Source organism: Mycobacterium paraffinicum, from assembly GCF_001907675.1.
Lineage (GTDB): Bacteria > Actinomycetota > Actinomycetes > Mycobacteriales > Mycobacteriaceae > Mycobacterium > Mycobacterium paraffinicum_A.
The window spans coordinates 1-20,037 of the sequence record NZ_MPNT01000050.1 but is presented as its reverse complement, the minus strand read 5'-3'; the positions used below and the strand labels follow the sequence as shown (position 1 = coordinate 20,037).

18 protein-coding genes and 1 pseudogene are annotated in these 20,037 nt (G+C 67.4%); 7 read left to right on the top strand and 12 right to left on the bottom strand.

The window, feature by feature from the left end; all coding sequences use genetic code 11:
* Nucleotides 1-31: 31 nt before the first annotated feature.
* A complete protein-coding gene (locus tag BRW65_RS29170) occupies nt 32-1,222 on the top strand; it encodes a serine hydrolase domain-containing protein (RefSeq protein WP_073880684.1) in 1,191 nt (396 codons plus the stop codon).
* A gap of 55 nt (nt 1,223-1,277) precedes the next feature.
* Here the strand turns inward: BRW65_RS29170 and BRW65_RS29165 are convergent, their stop codons facing one another.
* From BRW65_RS29165 to BRW65_RS29155, 3 genes are all read right to left on the bottom strand, one after another.
* Entirely contained in the window at nt 1,278-1,520 is a 243-nt protein-coding gene (locus tag BRW65_RS29165; protein ID WP_084188066.1) for a hypothetical protein, read from the bottom strand.
* A 104-nt stretch (nt 1,521-1,624) separates the two neighbouring features.
* Nucleotides 1,625-2,425: an Fpg/Nei family DNA glycosylase gene (locus BRW65_RS29160; protein ID WP_073880680.1), complete on the bottom strand. Its 801-nt coding sequence runs from the start codon at nt 2,423-2,425 to the stop codon at nt 1,625-1,627.
* Between the two features lie 9 nt (nt 2,426-2,434).
* Nucleotides 2,435-2,914 (bottom strand): ribose-5-phosphate isomerase, encoded by a 480-nt coding sequence (locus tag BRW65_RS29155; RefSeq protein ID WP_073880678.1) that lies wholly within the window; start codon nt 2,912-2,914, stop codon nt 2,435-2,437.
* Between BRW65_RS29155 and BRW65_RS32740 the strand changes: the two genes are divergently transcribed.
* Nucleotides 2,913-3,161 carry a hypothetical protein gene (locus tag BRW65_RS32740; RefSeq protein ID WP_073880676.1) on the top strand — a complete coding sequence of 83 codons (249 nt, stop codon included), beginning with the start codon at nt 2,913-2,915 and terminating at the stop codon, nt 3,159-3,161. The two genes, BRW65_RS29155 and BRW65_RS32740, sit on opposite strands and share 2 nt — an antisense overlap.
* On the opposite strand, the gene BRW65_RS29145 is transcribed toward BRW65_RS32740, so the two are convergent.
* Nucleotides 3,158-3,781, bottom strand: a complete 624-nt coding sequence (locus tag BRW65_RS29145) for an Rv2466c family mycothiol-dependent reductase (RefSeq protein ID WP_073880674.1) — start codon at nt 3,779-3,781, stop codon at nt 3,158-3,160. The two genes, BRW65_RS32740 and BRW65_RS29145, sit on opposite strands and share 4 nt — an antisense overlap.
* 105 nt (nt 3,782-3,886) lie before the next feature.
* Here BRW65_RS29145 and pepN point away from each other — a divergent pair, with 105 nt between their 5' ends.
* Entirely contained in the window at nt 3,887-6,463 is a 2,577-nt protein-coding gene (pepN, locus tag BRW65_RS29140) for an aminopeptidase N (RefSeq protein WP_073880672.1), read from the top strand.
* A gap of 51 nt (nt 6,464-6,514) precedes the next feature.
* Here the strand turns inward: pepN and BRW65_RS29135 are convergent, their stop codons facing one another.
* The 3 genes from BRW65_RS29135 to BRW65_RS29125 form a co-directional block, all read right to left on the bottom strand.
* A complete protein-coding gene (locus tag BRW65_RS29135) occupies nt 6,515-6,982 on the bottom strand; it encodes a DUF5130 domain-containing protein (RefSeq protein ID WP_073880670.1) in 468 nt (155 codons plus the stop codon).
* Nucleotides 6,969-7,196 carry an aa3-type cytochrome oxidase subunit CtaJ gene (ctaJ, locus tag BRW65_RS29130; protein ID WP_073880701.1) on the bottom strand — a complete coding sequence of 76 codons (228 nt, stop codon included), beginning with the start codon at nt 7,194-7,196 and terminating at the stop codon, nt 6,969-6,971. The genes BRW65_RS29135 and ctaJ overlap by 14 nt, the downstream gene beginning before the upstream one ends.
* A gap of 64 nt (nt 7,197-7,260) precedes the next feature.
* Complete coding sequence (locus BRW65_RS29125) at nt 7,261-7,908, bottom strand: HNH endonuclease (RefSeq protein WP_073880668.1); 648 nt, start codon at nt 7,906-7,908, stop codon at nt 7,261-7,263.
* 142 nt (nt 7,909-8,050) lie between these two features.
* On the opposite strand from BRW65_RS29125, the gene BRW65_RS29120 reads away from it, so the two are divergent.
* The 3 genes from BRW65_RS29120 (at nt 8,051) to BRW65_RS29110 (ending at nt 11,284) form a co-directional block, all read left to right on the top strand.
* Nucleotides 8,051-8,446: a globin gene (locus BRW65_RS29120; RefSeq protein WP_067269714.1), complete on the top strand. Its 396-nt coding sequence runs from the start codon at nt 8,051-8,053 to the stop codon at nt 8,444-8,446.
* Nucleotides 8,446-10,038: a glycoside hydrolase family 13 protein gene (locus BRW65_RS29115; RefSeq protein WP_139273306.1), complete on the top strand. Its 1,593-nt coding sequence runs from the start codon at nt 8,446-8,448 to the stop codon at nt 10,036-10,038. Before BRW65_RS29120 ends, BRW65_RS29115 begins: the two co-directional genes overlap by 1 nt.
* Before the next feature lie 232 nt (nt 10,039-10,270).
* Nucleotides 10,271-11,284, top strand: a complete 1,014-nt coding sequence (locus tag BRW65_RS29110; protein ID WP_073880697.1) for a pyridine nucleotide-disulfide oxidoreductase — start codon at nt 10,271-10,273, stop codon at nt 11,282-11,284.
* A gap of 63 nt (nt 11,285-11,347) precedes the next feature.
* Here the strand turns inward: BRW65_RS29110 and BRW65_RS29105 are convergent, their stop codons facing one another.
* From BRW65_RS29105 to BRW65_RS29085, 5 genes are all read right to left on the bottom strand, one after another.
* Nucleotides 11,348-12,022, bottom strand: coding sequence for a hypothetical protein (locus BRW65_RS29105; protein WP_073880666.1), 675 nt, complete (start codon nt 12,020-12,022; stop codon nt 11,348-11,350).
* Nucleotides 12,010-12,423, bottom strand: a complete 414-nt coding sequence (locus BRW65_RS29100; protein ID WP_055400158.1) for an acyl-CoA thioesterase — start codon at nt 12,421-12,423, stop codon at nt 12,010-12,012. Before BRW65_RS29100 ends, BRW65_RS29105 begins: the two co-directional genes overlap by 13 nt.
* The gene (locus tag BRW65_RS29095) at nt 12,420-17,252 is read right to left on the bottom strand and encodes an NAD-glutamate dehydrogenase (RefSeq protein WP_073880664.1); all 4,833 of its coding nucleotides are present in this window, start codon (nt 17,250-17,252) and stop codon (nt 12,420-12,422) included. The genes BRW65_RS29100 and BRW65_RS29095 overlap by 4 nt, the downstream gene beginning before the upstream one ends.
* A 121-nt stretch (nt 17,253-17,373) precedes the next feature.
* On the bottom strand, nt 17,374-19,050 hold the full coding sequence (ettA, locus tag BRW65_RS29090) for an energy-dependent translational throttle protein EttA (protein WP_073880662.1): 1,677 nt from the start codon (nt 19,048-19,050) through the stop codon (nt 17,374-17,376).
* Between the two features lie 85 nt (nt 19,051-19,135).
* Complete coding sequence (locus BRW65_RS29085) at nt 19,136-19,642, bottom strand: single-stranded DNA-binding protein (protein WP_073880661.1); 507 nt, start codon at nt 19,640-19,642, stop codon at nt 19,136-19,138.
* Between the two features lie 207 nt (nt 19,643-19,849).
* On the opposite strand from BRW65_RS29085, the pseudogene BRW65_RS29080 reads away from it, so the two are divergent.
* Nucleotides 19,850-20,037, top strand: a pseudogene (locus BRW65_RS29080) (13E12 repeat family protein); the annotation flags it as partial.

Sequence of the window (20,037 nt, the reverse complement as noted above, 5' to 3'; positions counted from 1 at the left end):
GGATCCAGGATCTGCTCCAAGGAAAGGCGCCATGAGCGACCTAAAGGCGGACGCGGCAATCCAAGGCTCATGCGCGTCGGATTTCGTTGGAGTGCGCGCTGCGTTCGAGCGCAATTTCCTCGCTGGCGACGAGGTCGGCGCGGCCGTCGCCGTATGGGTCGACGGCACGCTCGTCGTCAATCTCTGGGGCGGCTGGGCCGACGCCGCCCACACGCGGCCCTGGCGGCAAGACACCCTGACCACGGTGTTGTCCGGCACCAAGGGCCTGTCGGCCACCTGCGTGCACCAGCTGGCCGACCGCGGCGAACTGGACCTGCAGGCCCCGGTCGCCCATTACTGGCCCGAGTTCGGACAGGCGGGCAAACAGGACATCACGCTGGCGATGGTGATGAGCCACCGCTCCGGCGTGATCGGCCCGCGCACCCGGCTGCGCTGGGAGGACGTGGCCGACTGGGACTTCGTCTGCGCACGGCTGGCCGCCGCCGAACCCTATTGGGAGCCGGGCACCGCGCAGGGCTATCACATGACCACCTTCGGGTTCATCCTCGGCGAGGTGTTCCGTCGGGTCACCGGCCGCACGATCGGCCACTACCTGCGCACCGAGATCGCCGAACCGCTCGGCGCCGACGTCCACATCGGTTTGTCCCTGACCGAACAACGCCGCTGCGCCGAAAGGGTCAACAAGCCGCACGCCCGCGACCTGCTGGCCGACGCGCAAGCCCCCGGCTACCCGACCAGCCTCACCGAGCATCCCAAGGCCGCGCTGTCGATCTCGATGGGCTTCGCCCCCGACGACGAGCTCGGCTCGCACGATCTGCAGCTGTGGCGCGAGCTCGAGTTCCCCGGGACCAACGGTCAGGTCTCGGCCCTGGGCTTGGCGACGTTCTACAACGCGCTCGCGCAGGAGAAGGTGCTCAGCCGTCAGCACATGGACCTCGTGCGGGAATGTCAGGGCGGGCTGGACAGCGATCTGGTGCTGGGGCCGCGGGTGGCCGACCACGGATGGGGCCTGGGCTACATGCTCAATCAACGCTGCGTCAACGGGCCCAACCCCCGGATCTTCGGCCACGGCGGTCTCGGCGGCTCCTTCGGTTTCGTCGATCTGGAACACCGAATCGGCTACGCGTACGTGATGAACCGCTTCGACGCCACCAAGGCAAACGCGGACCCGCGCAGCCTCGCCCTGAGCAACGAGGTCTACGCGGCCCTCGGCGTCATCTGAGCCTCGCTAAAACGCGCCCCGCCGGTTTCGGCAGGGCGCGTTTCGGTTGCCTGGATCAGGGGTGCCAGCCGGGCGGTCCCGGTGGCCCGGGAGGTCCCCACCCCGGGGGTCCCGGCGGTCCCGGTGGTCCCCCGCGCCAGTCGTGGCAGCTGTTCCAGTCCCAGTTGTTGCCCCAGCCCGGATCCCAGAACTCACCCGGGCACCACTGCGGGAAGGGCCCGGGATGCGCTGCCGCTTCGGTGGCGACGCCCAAGCCCGCCAGCCCCAACCCGCCGATGGCGAGAGCCGTTGCGGCCAAACGAGGAATTGTTTTCATAACCTAACCAATACCCCGGTGGCCGCCGTGCCTAAACAGTAGACGCGAACGTTTCTTGGCAAAATGTCCCGCATTTCGATGCGGCATCACTTCTGGCAGGTCGGGCACCAAAACACGTTGCGGCCTTCCAAGACGGCCGTACGGATCGAGTCCCCGCAGACCCGGCAGGGCTCACCGGCGCGCCGGTAGACGTATGTCCTGGGTCGCCCGGTCCGATACGACGGAGGCCCGTGGTCGTGTTCGGGCCGCACGACCACGATCTTCCCGCGACGGAAGCCGACCTTCATCAGCGCGACCAGATCGGTCCACGCCGCATCGAACTCCGCCTCGCCGACGTCGCGGCCCGGGCGGAACGGATCGATGTTGTGGCGGTAGAGCAGCTCGTTGCGGTAGACGTTGCCCACGCCCGCGACGACGGTCTGATCCATCAACAAGGCGCCGATAGGTCTGCGGGACTTCGTGATTCGGTTCCATGCCCAGGACGGGTCGGCGTCGTTGCGTAACGGGTCGGGTCCGAGTTTGGCGAGCACGCCGGAGACCTGGCCCTCATCGATCACCTCGCAGACGGTCGGTCCGCGCAAGTCGGTGCCGTAGTCGGCGCCGACCATTCGCATCCGTACCTGCCCGACCGGTTCCGGGAGAGCCGCCTCGTCGCGTGGCCATTCGGTGAAGGTGCCGTACAGGCCGAGATGGACGTGCACGATCGGCCCGCCGTCGTAGTGGTGGAACAGGTGTTTGCCCCACACGCTCGTGCGGCGCAGCACGCGGCCGTCCACCACGGCCGAATCGGTGAAGCGGCCCTGCGGGCTCGACACCGCAACGGGCGCGCCGGCGAAGCGGCGCTGGTGCAGCCGGGCCAGTCGGTGCAGGGTATGCCCTTCGGGCACGGGCGCCTCTTATCCCTGCGCGCCGGGCACGGGCGGCGCCTGGTGAGTGCGTTCGTATTCGGCGAGGATGTCGATACGCCGTTGGTGGCGTTCGGCTTTGGACCACTGCGCGCTCAGGAAGGCGTCCACGATGGCCAACGCTTCCTCGACGGTGTGCATGCGGCCGCCGATCCCGATCAACTGGGCGTTGTTGTGCTCGCGGGCCAACGTCGCCGTCTCGACGCTCCACGCCAGCGCGCACCGCGCGCCGGGGACCTTGTTGGCCGCGATCTGCTCGCCGTTGCCCGAGCCGCCCAGCACGATGCCCAGGCTGTCCGGGTCGGCCACCGTGCGAGTCGCGGCGGCGATGCAGAACGCCGGGTAGTCGTCCTCGGCGTCGTAGGTGAAGGCGCCGCAGTCGATCGCCTCGTGCCCGGACCCTTTGAGGTGCTCGATGATGTGCTGCTTGAGCTCGAATCCGGCGTGGTCAGAGCCGAGGTAGACGCGCATGCCCGCCATCCTTACACAGCGCCGCGCCGCGGCGATCGCGAGCGCGGCGAAGCCGGACGAAGCGGATCGCCGCCCGAAGACCCAGCCGATCGCGAGCGCGGCGAAGCCGGACGAAGCGGATCGCCGCCCGAAGACCCAGCCGATCGCGAGCGCGGCGAAGCCGGACGAAGCGGATCGCCGCCCGAAGACCCAGCCGATCGCGAACGCGGCGAAGCCGGGCGAAGCGGATCGCCGCCCGACGACCTAGTCGAACTCGGGCTTTTCGGTGCGGGTCCGCTTGAGTTCGAAGAAGTGCGGGTAGGACGCGAAGGTAACCGACGCGTCCCACAGCTTGCCGGCCTCCTCGCCGCGCGGGATCTTCGAGAGCACCGGGCCGAAGAACGCCACACCGTTGACGTGGATGGTCGGCGTGCCGACGTCGTCGCCGACGGCGTCCATGCCCGCGTGGTGGCTCTTGCGCAGCGCGTCGTCGTAGGCCTCGCTGTGCGCGGCCTCGGCGAGCTCCGCGGGCAGGCCGGCATCGGCCAGCGACAGCTTGATGACCTCTTCGAGGTTTTTGTTGTCCTCGTTGTGAATCCGGGTGCCCATGGCGGTGTACAGCGGGTCGAGCACTTCGGCGCCGTGCGCCTGCTCGGCGGCGATCGCGACCCGCACGGGTCCCCACGCGTGCTTCATCATTTCGCGGTACTTATCGGGCAGGCCTTCGCGGTTTTCGTTGAGAATGGCGAGGCTCATCACGTGGAAGTGCACCTCGATGTCGCGGACCTTCTCAACCTCGAGGATCCAGCGCGAGGTGATCCAACACCACGGGCACAGTGGATCGAACCAGAAGTCAGCTTGGTCTTTCCCGGCAGCCTTGTCAGGCATAGCGCAGTCCTCTCGTCGGTCAACACACCGTTCAGCACAACCGTAGGCGCCGCGCCCCTGTTCCCGCACCGCCCGCGATTCCAACCGGGCACGTAAGTTGGACGCGTGGCCCTTCCTAATCTCACCCGGGACCAGGCCGTCGAGCGCGCCGCCCTGATCACCGTCGACAGCTATCACATCGACCTCGACGTCACCGATGGTAAAGGCGCACCCGGCGAACGCACGTTCCGGTCCACGACCACGGTGGTATTCGATGCGCTCCCCGGCACCGACACCTACATCGACCTCGCCGCCGCGACGGTGCGCTCGGCCACCCTCAACGGTCACCAACTCGATGTCTCCGGATACGACGAATCGACCGGCATCGCGCTGACCGGCCTGACGAAACGCAACGTCGTCGTCGTCGACGCCGACTGCCGCTACTCCAACACCGGCGAGGGCCTGCATCACTTCGTCGACCCGGTCGACGACGAAACGTACCTGTACTCGCAATTCGAAACCGCCGACGCCAAGCGGATGTTCGCCTGCTTCGACCAACCCGACCTCAAGGCGACGTTCGACCTGCGGGTGACCGCGCCCAAGCACTGGAAGGTGATCTCCAACGGCGCGACGGTGTCGGTGGCGGACGGGGTGCACACCTTCGCCACCACCCCGCGGATGAGCACCTACCTGGTGGCTCTGATCGCCGGCCCGTACGCCGAGTGGAAGGACACGTACTCCGACGAGCACGGCGAGATTCCCCTGGGCATCTTCTGCCGGGAGTCACTGGCGGCCCACATGGACGCCGAGCGGCTGTTCACCCAGACGAAGCAGGGATTTAGCTTCTACCACAAGAACTTTGGGCTACCGTACGCGTTCGGCAAGTACGATCAGCTGTTCGTCCCCGAATTCAATGCCGGCGCAATGGAAAACGCGGGCGCGGTGACCTTTCTGGAGGATTACGTCTTTCGCAGCAAGGTCACCCGGGCCTCTTACGAGCGGCGCGCCGAGACCGTGCTGCACGAGATGGCGCACATGTGGTTCGGGGACCTGGTCACCATGACCTGGTGGGACGACCTGTGGCTCAACGAGTCGTTCGCGACGTTCGCGTCGGTGCTCTGCCAGGCGGAGGCCACCGAATTCACCGAGGCGTGGACGACTTTCGCCACCGTCGAGAAGTCGTGGGCGTATCGCCAGGACCAATTGCCGTCGACGCATCCGATCGCCGCCGACATCCCCGACCTGGCCGCGGTCGAGGTGAACTTCGACGGCATCACCTACGCCAAGGGCGCCTCCGTTCTCAAGCAGCTCGTCGCCTACGTCGGCCTCGAACACTTCCTGGCCGGCCTGCGCGACTACTTCCGCGCGCACGCTTTCGGCAACGCCACGTTCAGCGATCTGGTCGCCGCGCTCGAGAAGGCGTCCGGCCGGGACCTGTCCGACTGGGGTCAGCAGTGGTTGAAGACGACAGGCCTGAACACGCTGCGGCCGGATTTCGACGTCGACGCCGACGGCAGGTTCACCCGGTTCGCGGTGACACAAAGCGGTGCCGCCCCGGGGGCCGGGGAGACGCGGGTGCACCGGCTGGCGATCGGGATCTACGACGACGACGGGGCCGGCAAGCTGGTGCGCGTGCGGCGCGAGGAGCTCGACGTCGAGGATGCCGTCACGGAAGTGCCCGCGCTGGTTGGTGTTTCACGCGGCCAGCTGGTTCTGGTCAACGATGACGACCTGACGTATTGCTCGCTGCGGCTGGACGGCGAGTCGCTGCGGACGGCGCTGGCGCGGATCGCCGATATCGCCGAGCCGCTGCCGCGTTCGCTGGTGTGGTCGGCGGCGTGGGAGATGACGCGCGAGGCCGAGCTGCGCGCCCGCGACTTCGTGGCCCTGGTCTCGGGCGGCGTCCACGCCGAAACCGAGGTCGGGGTTGCGCAGCGACTGCTGCTGCAGGCGCAGACGGCGTTGGCGTCCTACGCCGAGCCGGGCTGGGCGCACGAGCAGGGGTGGCCGCAGTTCGCCGACCGGCTGCTGGAGCTGGCCCGCGCCGCCGAGCCGGGTTCGGATCATCAGCTCGCGTTCGTCAACACCCTGTGCTCGTCGATGCTGTCGACCCGGCATGTCGTGATACTGGCGGACCTGCTCGACCACGACCCGGCGGATCTCGGGCTGGCCGGCCTGGAGATCGACACCGACCTGCGCTGGCGCATCGTGACCGCGCTCGCCAGCGCGGGCGAGATCGACGCCGACGGGCCCGCGACACCCTTCATCGACGCGGAGGTCCAACGCGACCCCACCGCCGCCGGCAAGCGGCATGGCGCCCAGGCGGCGACGGCGCGGCCGCAACCGCAGGTGAAGGAGCAGGCCTGGACCACGGTCATCGAGGACGACACCCTGGCCAACATCACGGCCCGCGCCATCATCGCGGGGTTCGCCCCACCCGGGCAGCAGGACCTGCTCGCACCGTTCACGGATCGCTACTTCGACGCGATCCCGGGGGTGTGGGCGCGGCGGTCCAGCGAAGTCGCGCAAACGGTGGTGATCGGCCTGTACCCGCACTGGAACATCACCGAGGCCGGTATCGCGGCCGCCGACAAGTTCCTGTCCGACCCGGAGGTGCCGCCGGCGTTGCGGAGGCTGGTCCTCGAAGGCCAGGCCGGGGTGAAGCGAGCCCTGCGGGCCCGCACGTTCGACGCGGCCGACTAGGCCGATGGTGGCGACCCCCCGCGCCCGGCTACGCCGCGCTTGGGATCGCCACTAGGCCGGGGAAATCCCCGCGCTCATCACCCGGATCGCGCTGACCAGGCCGTCGACCAGATCCCCACGCTCGAACGCCGAGGACGCGGCGGCGATACCCAGCGGCGCCGACGACTCGGCGCCGCGCCCGCGGACCTGCGAGCCATAGACGACCTCGATGACCTTTTGGTCGGGCGAGACGGCCAGCAGCACGGCGTCGTCCGGCGTGGGCACCTTGGCCAGGATCTCGCGCGCGCGGGCGGCGGTATCGCTGCCCAGGTCGCCGAGGTAGATAGCGAACCTGGCCTTCGATGCCCGCGAGCCGAACTTCAGCGCGTCGTCGATTGCGACGAGGTCCTTGATCGAGAACGGGAAATGAACCGACAGCTCTCCGGGCTCGGTGACCCCGGAGAGGCGCCCGCTGCTGGTGATCACCCAGCCGTTGGGCAGCTCGTCGGGCTCGATCGTCGCTACCTCACCACGTGCCACTGGCGCCACCTCCGACTGAGAATTCATGTCCGCCGTGCCCGCCGTGCGCGTGACCGACGTCTTCGTCCGTGGCCGCCCACAAGATCGGCGGATACGTCCACTTCTCCCCCAGCTTGTAGCTCGCCGGGTGCGGTCCCTTGCGGGACCAGATCAGCAGCGCCAGGACGACGACCAGCAGCAACGGTATCCCGATGAAGTACAGGTGAATCTGCAAAAGGCTCACGACGAAAACCGTATCTCACGCGGTGATTCGTCGGCACACTTGGACACGAGATCGGTCAGGCCGCGCCTTCGCCGAGGTAACGCGCCCAGGCCGGATCGAGGTCCTTGACCGTCGACAGCAACCGCCAGTGCTGTCCCGTCGGCGGCAGCGGTGTCCGACGCAGCACCCAGCCGAGTTCGGTCAGCAGCTTGTCGCCCTTGCGGTGGTTGCACGTCGAGCAGCACGCGACGCAGTTCTCCCAGGTGTGGTCCCCGCCGCGGCTGCGGGGTATCACGTGATCGACCGTGTCGGCCTTGGCCCCGCAGTAGGCGCAGGAGAACCGGTCGCGGTGCATCAGCGCGGCACGGGTCATCGGGACCCGGGCCCGGTAGGGGACGCGCACATAAGATCGCAGCTGGATCACCGAGGGCACGACGATCGAACTGGTGGCCGAGTGGATCACAGGCCCGGCCGGGTCGTGGTGCACCACGTCGGCCTTCCCGCAAATCACCATCACGATGGCCCGTCGCATCGGCAGGGCGGTCAGCGGCTCGTAGGTCGAATTCAGCAACAACACCCGCCGGCGACTCCACACGGAGGCGGTGTCCTGGCGGGTGGGGGGATGGGTATCGACGCTATGCAGGCACGACGCGGTTGGGGGCCCGGTTAACCCTGCCGCGGCACCGGAACTCCGGTGGCTGCGGCGTCTTTTGCCCTGCGCCATAGATCCTCCGCGGATAGTCCACCATGATTCGCCGCCAATCGCACCCCTATTGCTGGTGAACGGCATGTCGCGCGGGTGAACACCGGGCGCCCCGTCGGCCCGGCGCGGCCCGGGTCCGCCGCAATGGACCACAATGGAGCCGATGGATTCCGAGCCCCAGTCCTTCTATGACGCCGTCGGCGGCGCCGACACCTTCCATGCGATCGTGTCCCGGTTCTATGCCCAGGTCGCCGAGGACGAGATCTTGCGCCAGATCTACCCCGAAGACGACCTGGCGGGCGCCGAGGAGCGGTTGCGGATGTTCCTCGAGCAGTACTGGGGCGGCCCACGCACCTACTCCGACCAGCGGGGCCATCCCCGGTTGCGGATGCGTCACGTCCCATTCCGGATCACTCCCATCGAGCGCGACGCCTGGCTGCGCTGCATGCACATCGCCGTCGCCTCGATCGACTCGGAGACCCTCGACGACGAGCACCGGCGCCAGTTGCTCGATTACCTTGAGATGGCGGCGCATTCGCTGGTCAACGCGGCGTTGTGATGTCGGCCCACGAAACTGAGCGGGGTGGAATGAAATCCAGGCCGTGGTGGTCAAACGCGGTGTTCTATCAGGTGTATCCGCGGTCGTTCGCCGACAGCGACGGCGACGGTGTCGGCGACCTGGACGGTCTCACGGCTCGGCTGGAACACCTGGAACGGCTCGGCGTCGACGCGATCTGGCTCAATCCGGTCACCGTGTCGCCGATGGCCGACCACGGCTACGACGTCGCGGATCCGCGCGACATCGACCCGCTGTTCGGCGGGATGGCAGCGTTCGAGCGGCTGGTGGCGGCGGCGCACGAGCGAGGCATCAAGATCACCATGGACGTGGTGCCCAACCACAGCAGTTCGGCGCACCCGTGGTTTCAGGCCGCGCTGGCGGCCGGTCCGGGTACGGACGCCCGTGAACGCTACTTCTTCCGCGACGGGCGCGGCTCCCAGGGCGAACTGCCGCCGAACAACTGGACGTCGGTGTTCGGCGGGCCGGCCTGGACGCGGGTGGTCGAACCGGACGGCAACCCGGGCCAGTGGTACCTCCACCTGTTCGACGCCGAGCAGCCGGATCTGAATTGGGAACACCCGGACATCTTCGACGATTTCGAGAAGACGCTGCGGTTCTGGCTGAAACGCGGCGTCGACGGTTTCCGCATCGACGTCGCGCACGGGATGGCCAAGCCGGCCGACCTGCCCGACGCGAGGGACGACGTCAAGGTCTTGCACCACAGCGACGACGACCCGCGCTTCAACCACCCGAGCGTGCACGACATCCACCGCGGGATCCGATCGATCGTCGATGACTACCCGGGGGCGGTGACCATCGGCGAGGTCTGGGTCATGGACAACGCCCGGTGGGCCGAGTACTTGCGGCCGGACGAGCTTCATCTCGGCTTCAACTTCCGGCTGACCAAGATCGATTTCGACACGACCGAAATCCATGACGCCATTCAGAATTCGTTGGCGGCCACCGCGATCGAGAACGCCACACCGACGTGGACGCTGTCCAACCACGACGTGGGGCGTGAGGTCACCCGGTACGGCGACGGTGAGGTCGGGTTGCGGCGGGCGCGCGCCATGGCGATGGTGATGCTGGCGCTGCCGGGTGCGGTGTTCGTCTACAACGGCGAGGAGCTGGGGCTGCCGGACGTGGTGCTGCCCGACGAGGTGCTGCAGGACCCGACGTGGGAGCGCTCCGGGCACACCGAGCGCGGCCGCGACAAGTGCCGGGTCCCGATCCCCTGGTCGGGTGAGGAGCCGCCATTCGGGTTCTCCTCGTCGCCCGACACCTGGTTGCCGATGCCCCCGGAGTGGGCGGCACTGACCGTCGAGAAGCAGGTCGCGGACCCCGAATCGACTTTCTCGTTCTTCCAGCGCATCATCGCATCGCGCAAGGAGCGCGCCGAATTCGACGGCGACGGGCTCGAGTGGCTCGACGCGCCGCGCGATGCGCTGATCTTCCGCCGCGACGGCGGGGCGGTGTGCGCGGTGAACGCCGGCAGCCGACCCATCCCACTGCCGCCGGGAGAACTGATCGTGGCAAGCGCCCCGCTGGTCGACGGCAAACTCGCACCCGACGCCGCGGCGTGGCTGGTCTGAGCGCCCAAAGGGCTGGCGGAGTAGTCGCTTTCGCGTGACTTTCGCGGGGTGTCGCGCGGGAGGACGCTACCAACCAGGTGCCGACCGGGTCGGCGCGGTGAACCGGACGGCGGCGCTGATGTTCAGCCGACATCGTGTGAGCCCGGCTGGTCAACCGGTTCGGCCCGGTTCCGGAAAAGCGCTTGTCTCGTCGCTCCTCTATACCTAGTACATGGCGACCTACTCGTGGACAGTGATCGGAGCCGGACCCGCGGGAATCGCGGCGGTGGGACGGCTGCTCGATCGGGGCGTACCGGCTGACGAGATCGCCTGGATCGACCCTGCCTTCGCCGCGGGAGACCTGGGTGGCAAGTGGCGGTCGGTGTCCAGCAACACCATCGCCGGGACATTCCTGAGTTTCTTGAACGGCTCTGCGGCCTTTCGGTTTTCGGAAGCTCCGCCATCGCCGCTGGCCGAAATCGACCCGGAGGAGACCTGCGCCCTCGCCTTGGTCGCCGACCCGTTGGTGTGGGTCACCGGGCACCTGCGCGAGCGGGTGCCCGCCTTCGAAACGACCGCCACCACCCTGTCGTTGCAACGGCGGCAGTGGCGGATCGAGACGCAGGATTCGGAAGTCACGTCGGACAACGTGATCCTCGCGGTCGGCGTGGTGCCCAAGAGCCTGGACTACGCCATCGACGAGATCCCGGTCGAGGTCGCCCTCGACGCCGAGAAGCTCGCCGAGGTGCCACTCGAAGGCGCGACGGTTGGTGTCTTCGGCTCGTCGCACTCGTCGATGATCGCGCTGCCGCACCTGCTGAGGCTTCCGGTCGGCAGGGTGATCAATTTTTACCGCAGCCCGCTCAAATACGCTGTCTATCTGGATGATTGGATCCTGTTCGACGACACGGGCCTCAAGGGCCGAGCCGCCGTGTGGGCCCGGGAGAACATCGACGGGGTGTACCCGGAACGGTTGGAGAGGTGCTGGGTTTCCAGCCCAGAGTTCGAGGAGAAGCTCGCCGAGTGCGACCGGGTCGTCTACACGGTGGGTTTCGAACCGCGGACGCTGCCCGAGACGCCCCAGTTTGGACCGCTGCGCTACAACCGGATGAACGGAATCCTCGCCCCCGGCCTGTTCGGGTTGGGCATCGCGTTCCCCGAGTACGCCGAAGACCCGTACGGCTATGGGCAATACCGCGTGGGACTAAAGAAGTTCATGGATTACCTGGACGCGGTTCTGCCGTTGTGGATGGTCTACGGCACCTGAGCCGTCGGCCGAAGACCGTATTTGAATCAAGATGATTCGGGCGGCCGCCGGCCGTCTGAGGCGTCAGCTCAACAGCAGCGCCGGGTCTCCGCGACGCCGGTACACCGAGCCAAACCGGGCATCGAGGCGCAACCAGGTCGGCAGGACCCGGACGCGGATCATCTCGTCGGCGGCGACGGCCTCGGCCGACTGCGGCAGGAAACCCATTGCGGTCAAGGCGAACACACACCGCATCGGCACCCCCACGCCGCCGTCCGGGGAGCTCACCTGAACCACCTCTTGGTCGAGCAGTGACACCGGCGGACCATGCGAACTGCCGTGTTCCTTGGCGAGTTGCGCCCCGCGATGCGCCAGATCGAGCATCACTCGGGCGGGTATGTCCTCGAGGTGCGCGAAGCCCGAGTCCGGGGGAAGCGCCCCCCGCCATGCGGAATCCATCGCGAAGCCTGGGTCGACGTAGCCCGAGTCGTCCATCGCGGACAGGCCGCGCGCCAGACCGTCCGCGCCCACCGACAGATCTTCGGGCCGCACTTCGCCACCGACCACCCGGCTGGCCATGACGTCGAAACCCGTGGCCACCCAAGCCGTCAGCAGGCCGGCCGATCGAGTGCGGAGGCGAATGACGGCGGTGTCGTCGAGACGCAGCGCGTAATCGACGAACGCGGCCAGATCCCTGCGCTGGGCGGCCCGGTCGGCTGGCCCCAACCAGAGTCCGCGGTCAACTACTACCGAATCCACCGTTGCAGATACTCCCGATGGTGTGGGGAGAGCCGCACCAAGCGCTCCTCCTCGATGTGAACGGCGGCCAGCTGCGACTCGGCGATGACGGCGGGTTTGGACTCGGGGTCGGCGCTGACCGAGCGCACTTCGTAGCCCAGCGTGAAGTCCACCGCCCGCAACCGCTTGGTCCACATCGTCACCTGCAGCGGCGAATCGACCAGCCGCAGTTGACCTTTATAGGTCACCTTGACTTCCGCGATCAGCAACCCGATGGTCAAGATGTCGACCTCGAACGCTTCGCGCAGGAACTGCACCCGGGCCTCTTCCAGAATCGTGACCATGGTGGCGTGGTTGACGTGCTGGTACATGTCGATGTCCGACCAGCGCACCGGTACGGGGGCGACGAAGCCGACGCTCAACTGGAGGATCCTCGTCCGCTGGTGCGGGTCATGCGCCGGATCTGGCGCGCGGCCACCGAGAGTGTCGCAAGATCCTTTTCCCCGCTTTCTTGTATTTCGATGAGGGTGCGGCGGGCCCGCTCCACCCTTGACGCCGACAGGTGTTCCCACTCGGCGATCTTCTCCTCGCCGCTTTCGTCCGGCTCCCCCACCGCGAGCACGTCGAAGCACAACGACCGCAGCGAGGCGTAGATGTCGTCGCGAATCGCCAAGCGCGCCAACGAGTGCCAGCGGTCATTGCGGGGCAGCTCGGAGACCGCCGTCAGCAGGCTGTCGGTGCCCAGCCGGTCCATCAGGGCGAAGTAGGTGTCCGCGACCTCGGCGGCGTCGATGTCGTTGATGTCAGCGATGTCGATGATGTCCAGCAGGCTGAAGCGGTACAGACCCGCGGCGATCATGTACGCCAGGTCCTCGGGTGCACCTTGCGACGAGAACTCGGCGGCCTCCTTCTCGACGATCGCCTTGTCGTCGCCGCGCAGCCACTCCGACATCCGCGGCGTGAGGTCCTTGACCGTCGCGGCGAACCGGTTGATCTCGGCGCCGACGGCCAGCGGCTGCGGACGGTAGTTGAGCAGCCAGCGGCTTGCGCGGTCGATCAGCCGTCGGGTGTCCAGCGTGAGCCGGTCTGACATGGCGACCGGCAGGTTCGCCGCGCGAATCCGCCGCCAGATCTGGCCCACGCTGAAGATGGCGTCGGTGGCGACGTAAGTGCGTACCGCGTCGACCGGCCCGACGCCGACGTCCTCGACGATCCGGAAGGCGTAGCTGATGCCGGCGGTGTCGACCAGGTCGTTGATCAGCATGGTGGTGACAATCTCGCGCCGCAGCTGGTGGGTGCGGATCTCCGGGGTGAACCGTTCCCGCAACGGCGTCGGGAAGTATTGCGGCAACCTGGACGCGAAGACGTCCTGCTCGGTCAGTTCGGTGTTCAGCATCTCCTCTTTGAGCCCGAGTTTGACGTGCGCCATCAGGGTGCACAGCTCGGGGGAGGTGAGCCCGATGCCGGCCTCGCACCGGCGGTCGATTTCCTTCTCCGACGGCAGCGCTTCCAGTTCGCGGTTGAGCCCTCGCTCGTCGACGAGGTACTGAATTTGCCTGCCGTGCACCGGCAGCAGGCTGGCCGCGTTGGCGCGGCTGGTGCCGATCAGATCGTTCTGGTCCTCGTTGTCGGTGAGCACGAGCTGGGCGACCTCGTCGGTCATCGATTCCAGCAGCTCCTTGCGCTCGCCGGGGTCGACGCGGCCCTCGGTGACCAGCGAGTCGATCAGGATCTTGATGTTGACCTCGTGGTCCGAGCAGTCCACCCCGGCGGAGTTGTCCATGGCGTCGGTGTTGATGCGCCCGCCCGACAGGTCGAACTCGACGCGGCCCAGGGCGGTCACCCCAAGGTTGCCGCCCTCCCCGATCACCTTGGCACGCACCTGACTTGCGTTGACCCGCACGGGATCGTTGGCGCGATCGCCGACGTCGGCGTCGGACTCCGATTCGGCCTTGATGTAGGTGCCGATGCCGCCGTTGAACAGCAGGTCGACCGGCGCCTGCAGGATCGCCTTGATCAGGTTGGGCGGCGTCATTTCGGTGATCTCACCGTCGATGCCCAGCGCGTCGCGCACCTGCGGGCTGACCGGGATGGATTTGTGCTCGCGGCTGTACACCCCGCCGCCCTCGCTGATCAGCGACTTGTCGTAGTCGTCCCAGCTGGACCTCGGCAGGTCGAACATCCGCCGGCGTTCCTCCCACGAGGCGGCGGCGTCGGGGTCCGGGTCGAGAAAGACGTGCCGGTGATCAAACGCGGCGATCAACCGGATGTGTTTGGACAGCAACATGCCGTTGCCGAACACGTCGCCGCTCATGTCGCCGACGCCCACCACCGTGAAGTCCTCCGACTGGGTGTCGACGCCCATCTCCCGGAAGTGTCGTTTGACGGCCTCCCACGCGCCCTTGGCGGTGATGCCCATGGCCTTATGGTCGTAGCCCACCGATCCGCCGGACGCGAACGCGTCACCCAACCAGAATCCGTAGGACTTCGCGACGTCGTTGGCGATGTCGGAGAAGGTGGCAGTGCCCTTGTCCGCGGCCACCACCAGGTAGGCGTCGTCGCCGTCGCGCCGGATCACATCGGATGGCGGGCTGACCTTCTTGGTTTTGTGGTCGACGTTGTCGGTGACGTCGAGCAGCCCGGAGATGAACAGCTGATAGCAGGCGACGCCCTCGGCGCGGGTGGCGTCGCGGTCCTCCGCCTGGTCGCCGGTCGCCAGCGGCGGCCTCTTGACGACGAAGCCGCCCTTGGCGCCGACCGGCACGATGACGGCGTTCTTCACCGCCTGCGCCTTGACCAGGCCGAGGATCTCGGTGCGGAAGTCGTCGCGGCGGTCCGACCAGCGCAGCCCGCCGCGCGCCACCGGGCCGAACCGCAGATGCACGCCCTCGACCCGGGGCGAGTAGATGAAGATCTCGTATTTGGGGCGCGGCAGCGGCAGCTCGTCGATCAGTTGGGCGTCGAGCTTAAGGGCCAGCACGTTTCGGGCCCGGGCCGAAGCCTCCCGCGTCACAAAGTAATTGGTGCGCAGCGTCGCCTGCACCAGCGACGCGAACGCCCGCAGGATGCGGTCGGTGTCGAGGCTAATCAGCGCATCAATGTCGGCGGCGACGGCGGCCGCCGCCGCTTGGGCGTCACGGTTCCTGGACTGACCCGACGGGCGCGGATCGAAAAGTGCCTCGAATAGGGCGACCAGTGATCGCGCGGTGGAGGGGTGTTCGTTGAGCACGGACTCGATATAGGACTGGCTGTAGGGAAAGCCCGCCTGCCGCAGGTATTTTGCGTAGGCGCGTAGCAGCACCACCTGCTGCCAGGTCAGCCGCGCGCGCATGACCAGCTCGTTGAATCGGTCGATTTCGACCCGGCCTTCCCAGATCGCGGTGACCGCGTCGGCGAATCGCTGTGCCGTCGCGTCGCGCTCCTCCGTCGTGGTCGCCGGCGAGATGGTGGGGTGGGTGGAGATCTTGAACTGGTAGATCCACACCGGCAGCCCGTCGGGGCGGGTCACGGTGAACGGCCGCTCCTCGAGCACCACCACGCCCATGCTCTGCAGCATCGGCAACAGCTGGCTCAGCGAGGCCGTGCGCCCACCAAGGAACCAGGTCAACTGAGGGGCGCCGTCCTCGCCGCGTTCGGAGAACACCAACTTGACCGAATTGTCTTGCAGCCCCTCGACAATGGCGATGTGATCGATGGCGTCGGCCGGGCTGACGGCCTGCTTGTAGGCCTCGGAGAAGGCCGTCGCGTAGTGCTCGACGTCGGCCTGTTCGACGCGGCTGTCCGCGGCCGCGCCGATCAACCGGTCGGTCCAAGTCCGCGCGGCCTCGCTCAGCAACCCCTGGATACGCACCCGGTTGTCCTCGGAGACGTCGACGGGCGCGGATTCTTCGGGCAGCCGCACCATGAAATGCATGAGGGCCCAAGGTGATTCGCTGACTCGGGCGGTGAACTCAAGCCGCATGCCACCGAATTCGCGGACCAGGATGTCTTCGATCTGCAGCCGCACCTGAGTCGTGTAGCGGTCACGGGGCAGATACACCAGGCAGGACACGAAGTATTGGAGCCGATCGGCGCGCAGGAACAACAACGCCCGCCGTTGGGATCCCAAGTCCACCACCGCTTTGGCCATCGCTAAGAGCCGCTCGGCGCTCAGCGTGAAAAGCTCTGAGCGCGGAACGGTTTGGATGACATCGAGTAGCAGTTGGCCGGGGTGGATCGGGTCGCTCTCGGCGAGGGCGAGCACGTCGCGCACCCGGGTCGAGACCGTCGGGATCTCCAGAACGTCGGCGTTCATGGCGGCGACGGTGAAGAGCCCGACGAAGCGGTGCTCGAGGACTCCGTCGTCGACCTTCTCCCGCACCGCGATGGCGTACGGGTACGCGCCGTACCGCAGGTAGCTGCCCACGACGGACTGCGCGAGCACCAGCAGCGTGTCGTCATCGGTCAACCGGGGGCGGGAACCGGTGCGGGTGCGCAGGACGCCCAGGCCGGGTGATCCATCGCCGGAGACCAAGCCCTCGTGCACGCGGCACCGTTGGTAGCCGAGCAGCAGGAAGTTACCGTTGCCCAGCCAGCGCAGCAGGGCCGCGACGTCGTCGCGGTCCGGGGCCGAGAAGTGGCCGTGCGAGTTGGTTTCGACGTCCGCGGCCAGGCCGGCCAGGGTGGCGATCAAGGCGTCCGCATCGCTGGCGACCTGCTGCACGTCCGAGAGGACCTTCGGCAGCAGCCGGTCAACCTCGGCGAGGCCCTTGGTGTCGACGGACGGCAGCAGCTGTACGTGTATCCACGCTTCGCCGACGAACTGCGGCGCACCGGGAGGTTTGGGTTCGACGCTGACCAGATCGCCGTTCGAGTTGCGGTGCACCTCGAACACCGGCGTCATGATGGCGGCGTAGGGCACCCCGAGCCGATGCAGCAGCACGGTGACCGAGTCCATCAGCATGCCGCCGTGGTCGGTGACGACCTGCAACGCGGGACCGAAGCCGGCCGGATCGTCCGGGGGGTAGACCGCGACCCGGCTCTGGCCGGCGGGACGGTGCCGGCCCAGCCGATAATGGGCACCCAGCATGGCCGGAGTGACGATGGAGGTCGGCACGGTCACGTCGGTCGGACCGGAATCCGCCGTTTCGTCGCCGTGCGGGCCGCGATAGCTCTCGACGTAGGCCTGCGCGATCCAGCCTGGGATGTCTTCCTGCCGGGTGAACTCGGTCCACGGCTTGAGGGCCTGCTTGGCTCCGGGATCGATCGTCATGCCGATGGCTCCCAACTCGTGACCGATGCCACTGTGCTCAACCGCCCACTCTCCCCCGCGAAGGGGGTACGGCCCCGAGCGGCCGTCTGGGCCGCGTCACTGCGGGGCTGCGCAGCTGACACTAGTCGCGCGTGAGCTTCCGGTGGGTCACTCTGTGCGGTCGTGCCGCGTCGGCTCCGAGCCGTGCGACCTTGTTTTCCTCGTACGCGCCGAAGTTGCCCTCGAACCAGAACCACTTGGCCTCGTTGTCCTCGTCGCCCTCCCACGCCAGGATGTGCGTGCACGTGCGGTCCAGGAACCAGCGATCGTGGGAAATCACCACCGCGCAGCCCGGGAACTTCTCCAGGGCGTTCTCAAGCGAACCGAGCGTCTCGACGTCGAGGTCGTTGGTGGGCTCGTCGAGCAGGATCAGGTTGCCGCCCTCTTTGAGCGTGAGAGCCAGGTTCAGCCGGTTGCGCTCGCCACCGGAGAGGACCCCGGCCGGCTTCTGCTGGTCGGGCCCCTTGAACCCGAACGCCGACACGTAGGCGCGCGACGGGATCTCGTTCTGGCCGACCTCGATGTAGTCGAGGCCGTCCGAGACGACTTCCCACACGGTCTTCTTGGGGTCGATGCCGGACCGGGACTGGTCGACGTAGCTGAGCTTGACGGTTTCTCCGACCTTGACCGTCCCGCTGTCGGGCTGTTCGAGGCCCACGATCGTCTTGAACAGCGTCGTCTTGCCGACGCCGTTGGGACCGATGACACCCACGATGCCGTTGCGGGGCAGGGTGAAGGACAGGTCCTTGATCAACGTGCGGCCGCCGAAGCCCTTGTCCAGGTGCTCCACCTCGACGACCACGTTGCCCAGCCGCGGCCCGACCGGGATCTGGATCTCCTCGAAGTCGAGCTTGCGCGTCTTTTCCGCCTCGGCGGCCATCTCCTCATACCGCTGCAGCCGCGCCTTGCTCTTGGCTTGGCGCGCCTTGGCCCCCGACCGCACCCAGGCCAGCTCCTCGGTCAGCCGCTTCTGCAACTTGGCGTCCTTGCGGCCCTGCACCGACAGGCGCTCGGCCTTCTTCTCCAGATAGGTGGAGTAGTTGCCTTCGTAGGGATACGCGCGGCCGCGGTCGAGCTCGAGGATCCACTGGGCCACGTTGTCCAGGAAGTACCGGTCGTGGGTCACCGCCAACACCGCGCCGGCGTAGGCGGCCAGGTGCTGTTCGAGCCACTGCACGCTCTCGGCGTCGAGGTGGTTGGTCGGCTCGTCGAGCAGCAGCAGGTCGGGCTTGGACAACAGCAGCTTGCACAACGCCACACGGCGCCGCTCACCACCGGACAGGTTGGTCACCGGCTCGTCCGGCGGCGGGCAGCGCAAGGCGTCCATGGCCTGCTCGAGCTGCGAGTCGAGGTCCCAGGCGTCGGCGTGGTCGAGTTCCTCCTGCAGCCGGCCCATCTCCTCCATCAACTCGTCGGAGTAGTCGGTGGCCATCAGTTCGGCGACCTCGTTGAACCGGTCCAGCTTGACCTTGATCTCGCCGAGCCCCTCCTCGACGTTGCCGCGCACCGTCTTCTCTTCGTTCAGCGGTGGCTCCTGCTGCAGGATGCCGACGGTGGCCCCGGTGGCCAGGAAGGCCTCGCCGTTGTTTGGCTTGTCCAGCCCGGCCATGATCCGCAAGACGCTCGACTTGCCGGCGCCATTGGGGCCGACGACACCGATCTTGGCGCCCGGATAGAAGCTCAACGTGACATCGTCCAGGATCACCTTGTCGCCGTGCGCCTTGCGGACCTTTTTCATCGTGTAGATGAACTCAGCCATGCCGCGGGTATGCCTTTCTGCAGAGTGATCTCGCGAACCATCCTAGGCACCGCCCGACGGCCGTCGGCCTGCCCCTAGCCGGCCGTCAAGCCAGAACGGACAGCTGGTCGCGGTCAGCGGCGGTGTTGGTGGGATCGGCCGGGTCCTCGCCGGCCTTCAGGTCCTTCTCAGCACCAACGTCGGCGGCTGCCGCCGAAGTTCCATTGGCGGCCGCCTGCTCCGCGTTCGGCCCGGTGTACCCCGGCCTCTCGATACGCACGATCGCGCGGGACACATCCGGCCCTACGGAGGTAGCACGCATCTCCAGTGACGAGCGCCGGTTGCCGTCGCGATCTTCGTACTCGCTGGTGTACACGTGGCCCACCACGATCACCGGTGCACCCTTGCCCAGCGCGGCGCCCACGCCGGTGACCAACTTGCCCCAGCAATTGACGTTGATGAACAGCGAGTTGCCCGGCTCCCAGCCGCCGTCGGCCGTGCGCCGCCGCGAATTGCTCGCGACGCGGAACTTGATCACCTCCTGGGTGCCGACCTGTCGGCGTTCGGGGTTGGTGACGATGTGTCCGACGACCGTAAGCGGTGTTTCAAACATGGGCTGATCCCTTCTCGGTTGTTATTTCTCTGGTGTGGTGACCATTGACCTCGCCGCAACCGACGGACCGCGCATGAGTGGGGCCAAAATCGGGTCTCGGCGAGCGGTCCTGTGGATAGAGGCGGGACTGTGGACTAGTTCGCGGGTCACAGCCCAGCGCGAAGTCGGCAGCCGAAACTTGTCGTACGCCGCTGCGAGGGTGCGGTCATGTCCTCGATCGCATCTTCCGGCTCTGTGGTGGTGAGCCCCAAAGAGCGTTTGGACGAGGTGTTTGAGGAGTTGGCGGAGTTGGCGGGTCAGCGCAATGCGATTGATGGGCGCATTGTGGACCTGGTCGCCGAGATCGAGCGTGATGGGCTGTGTGGCATGACCGGCGCGCGGTCGGTGGCGGCGTT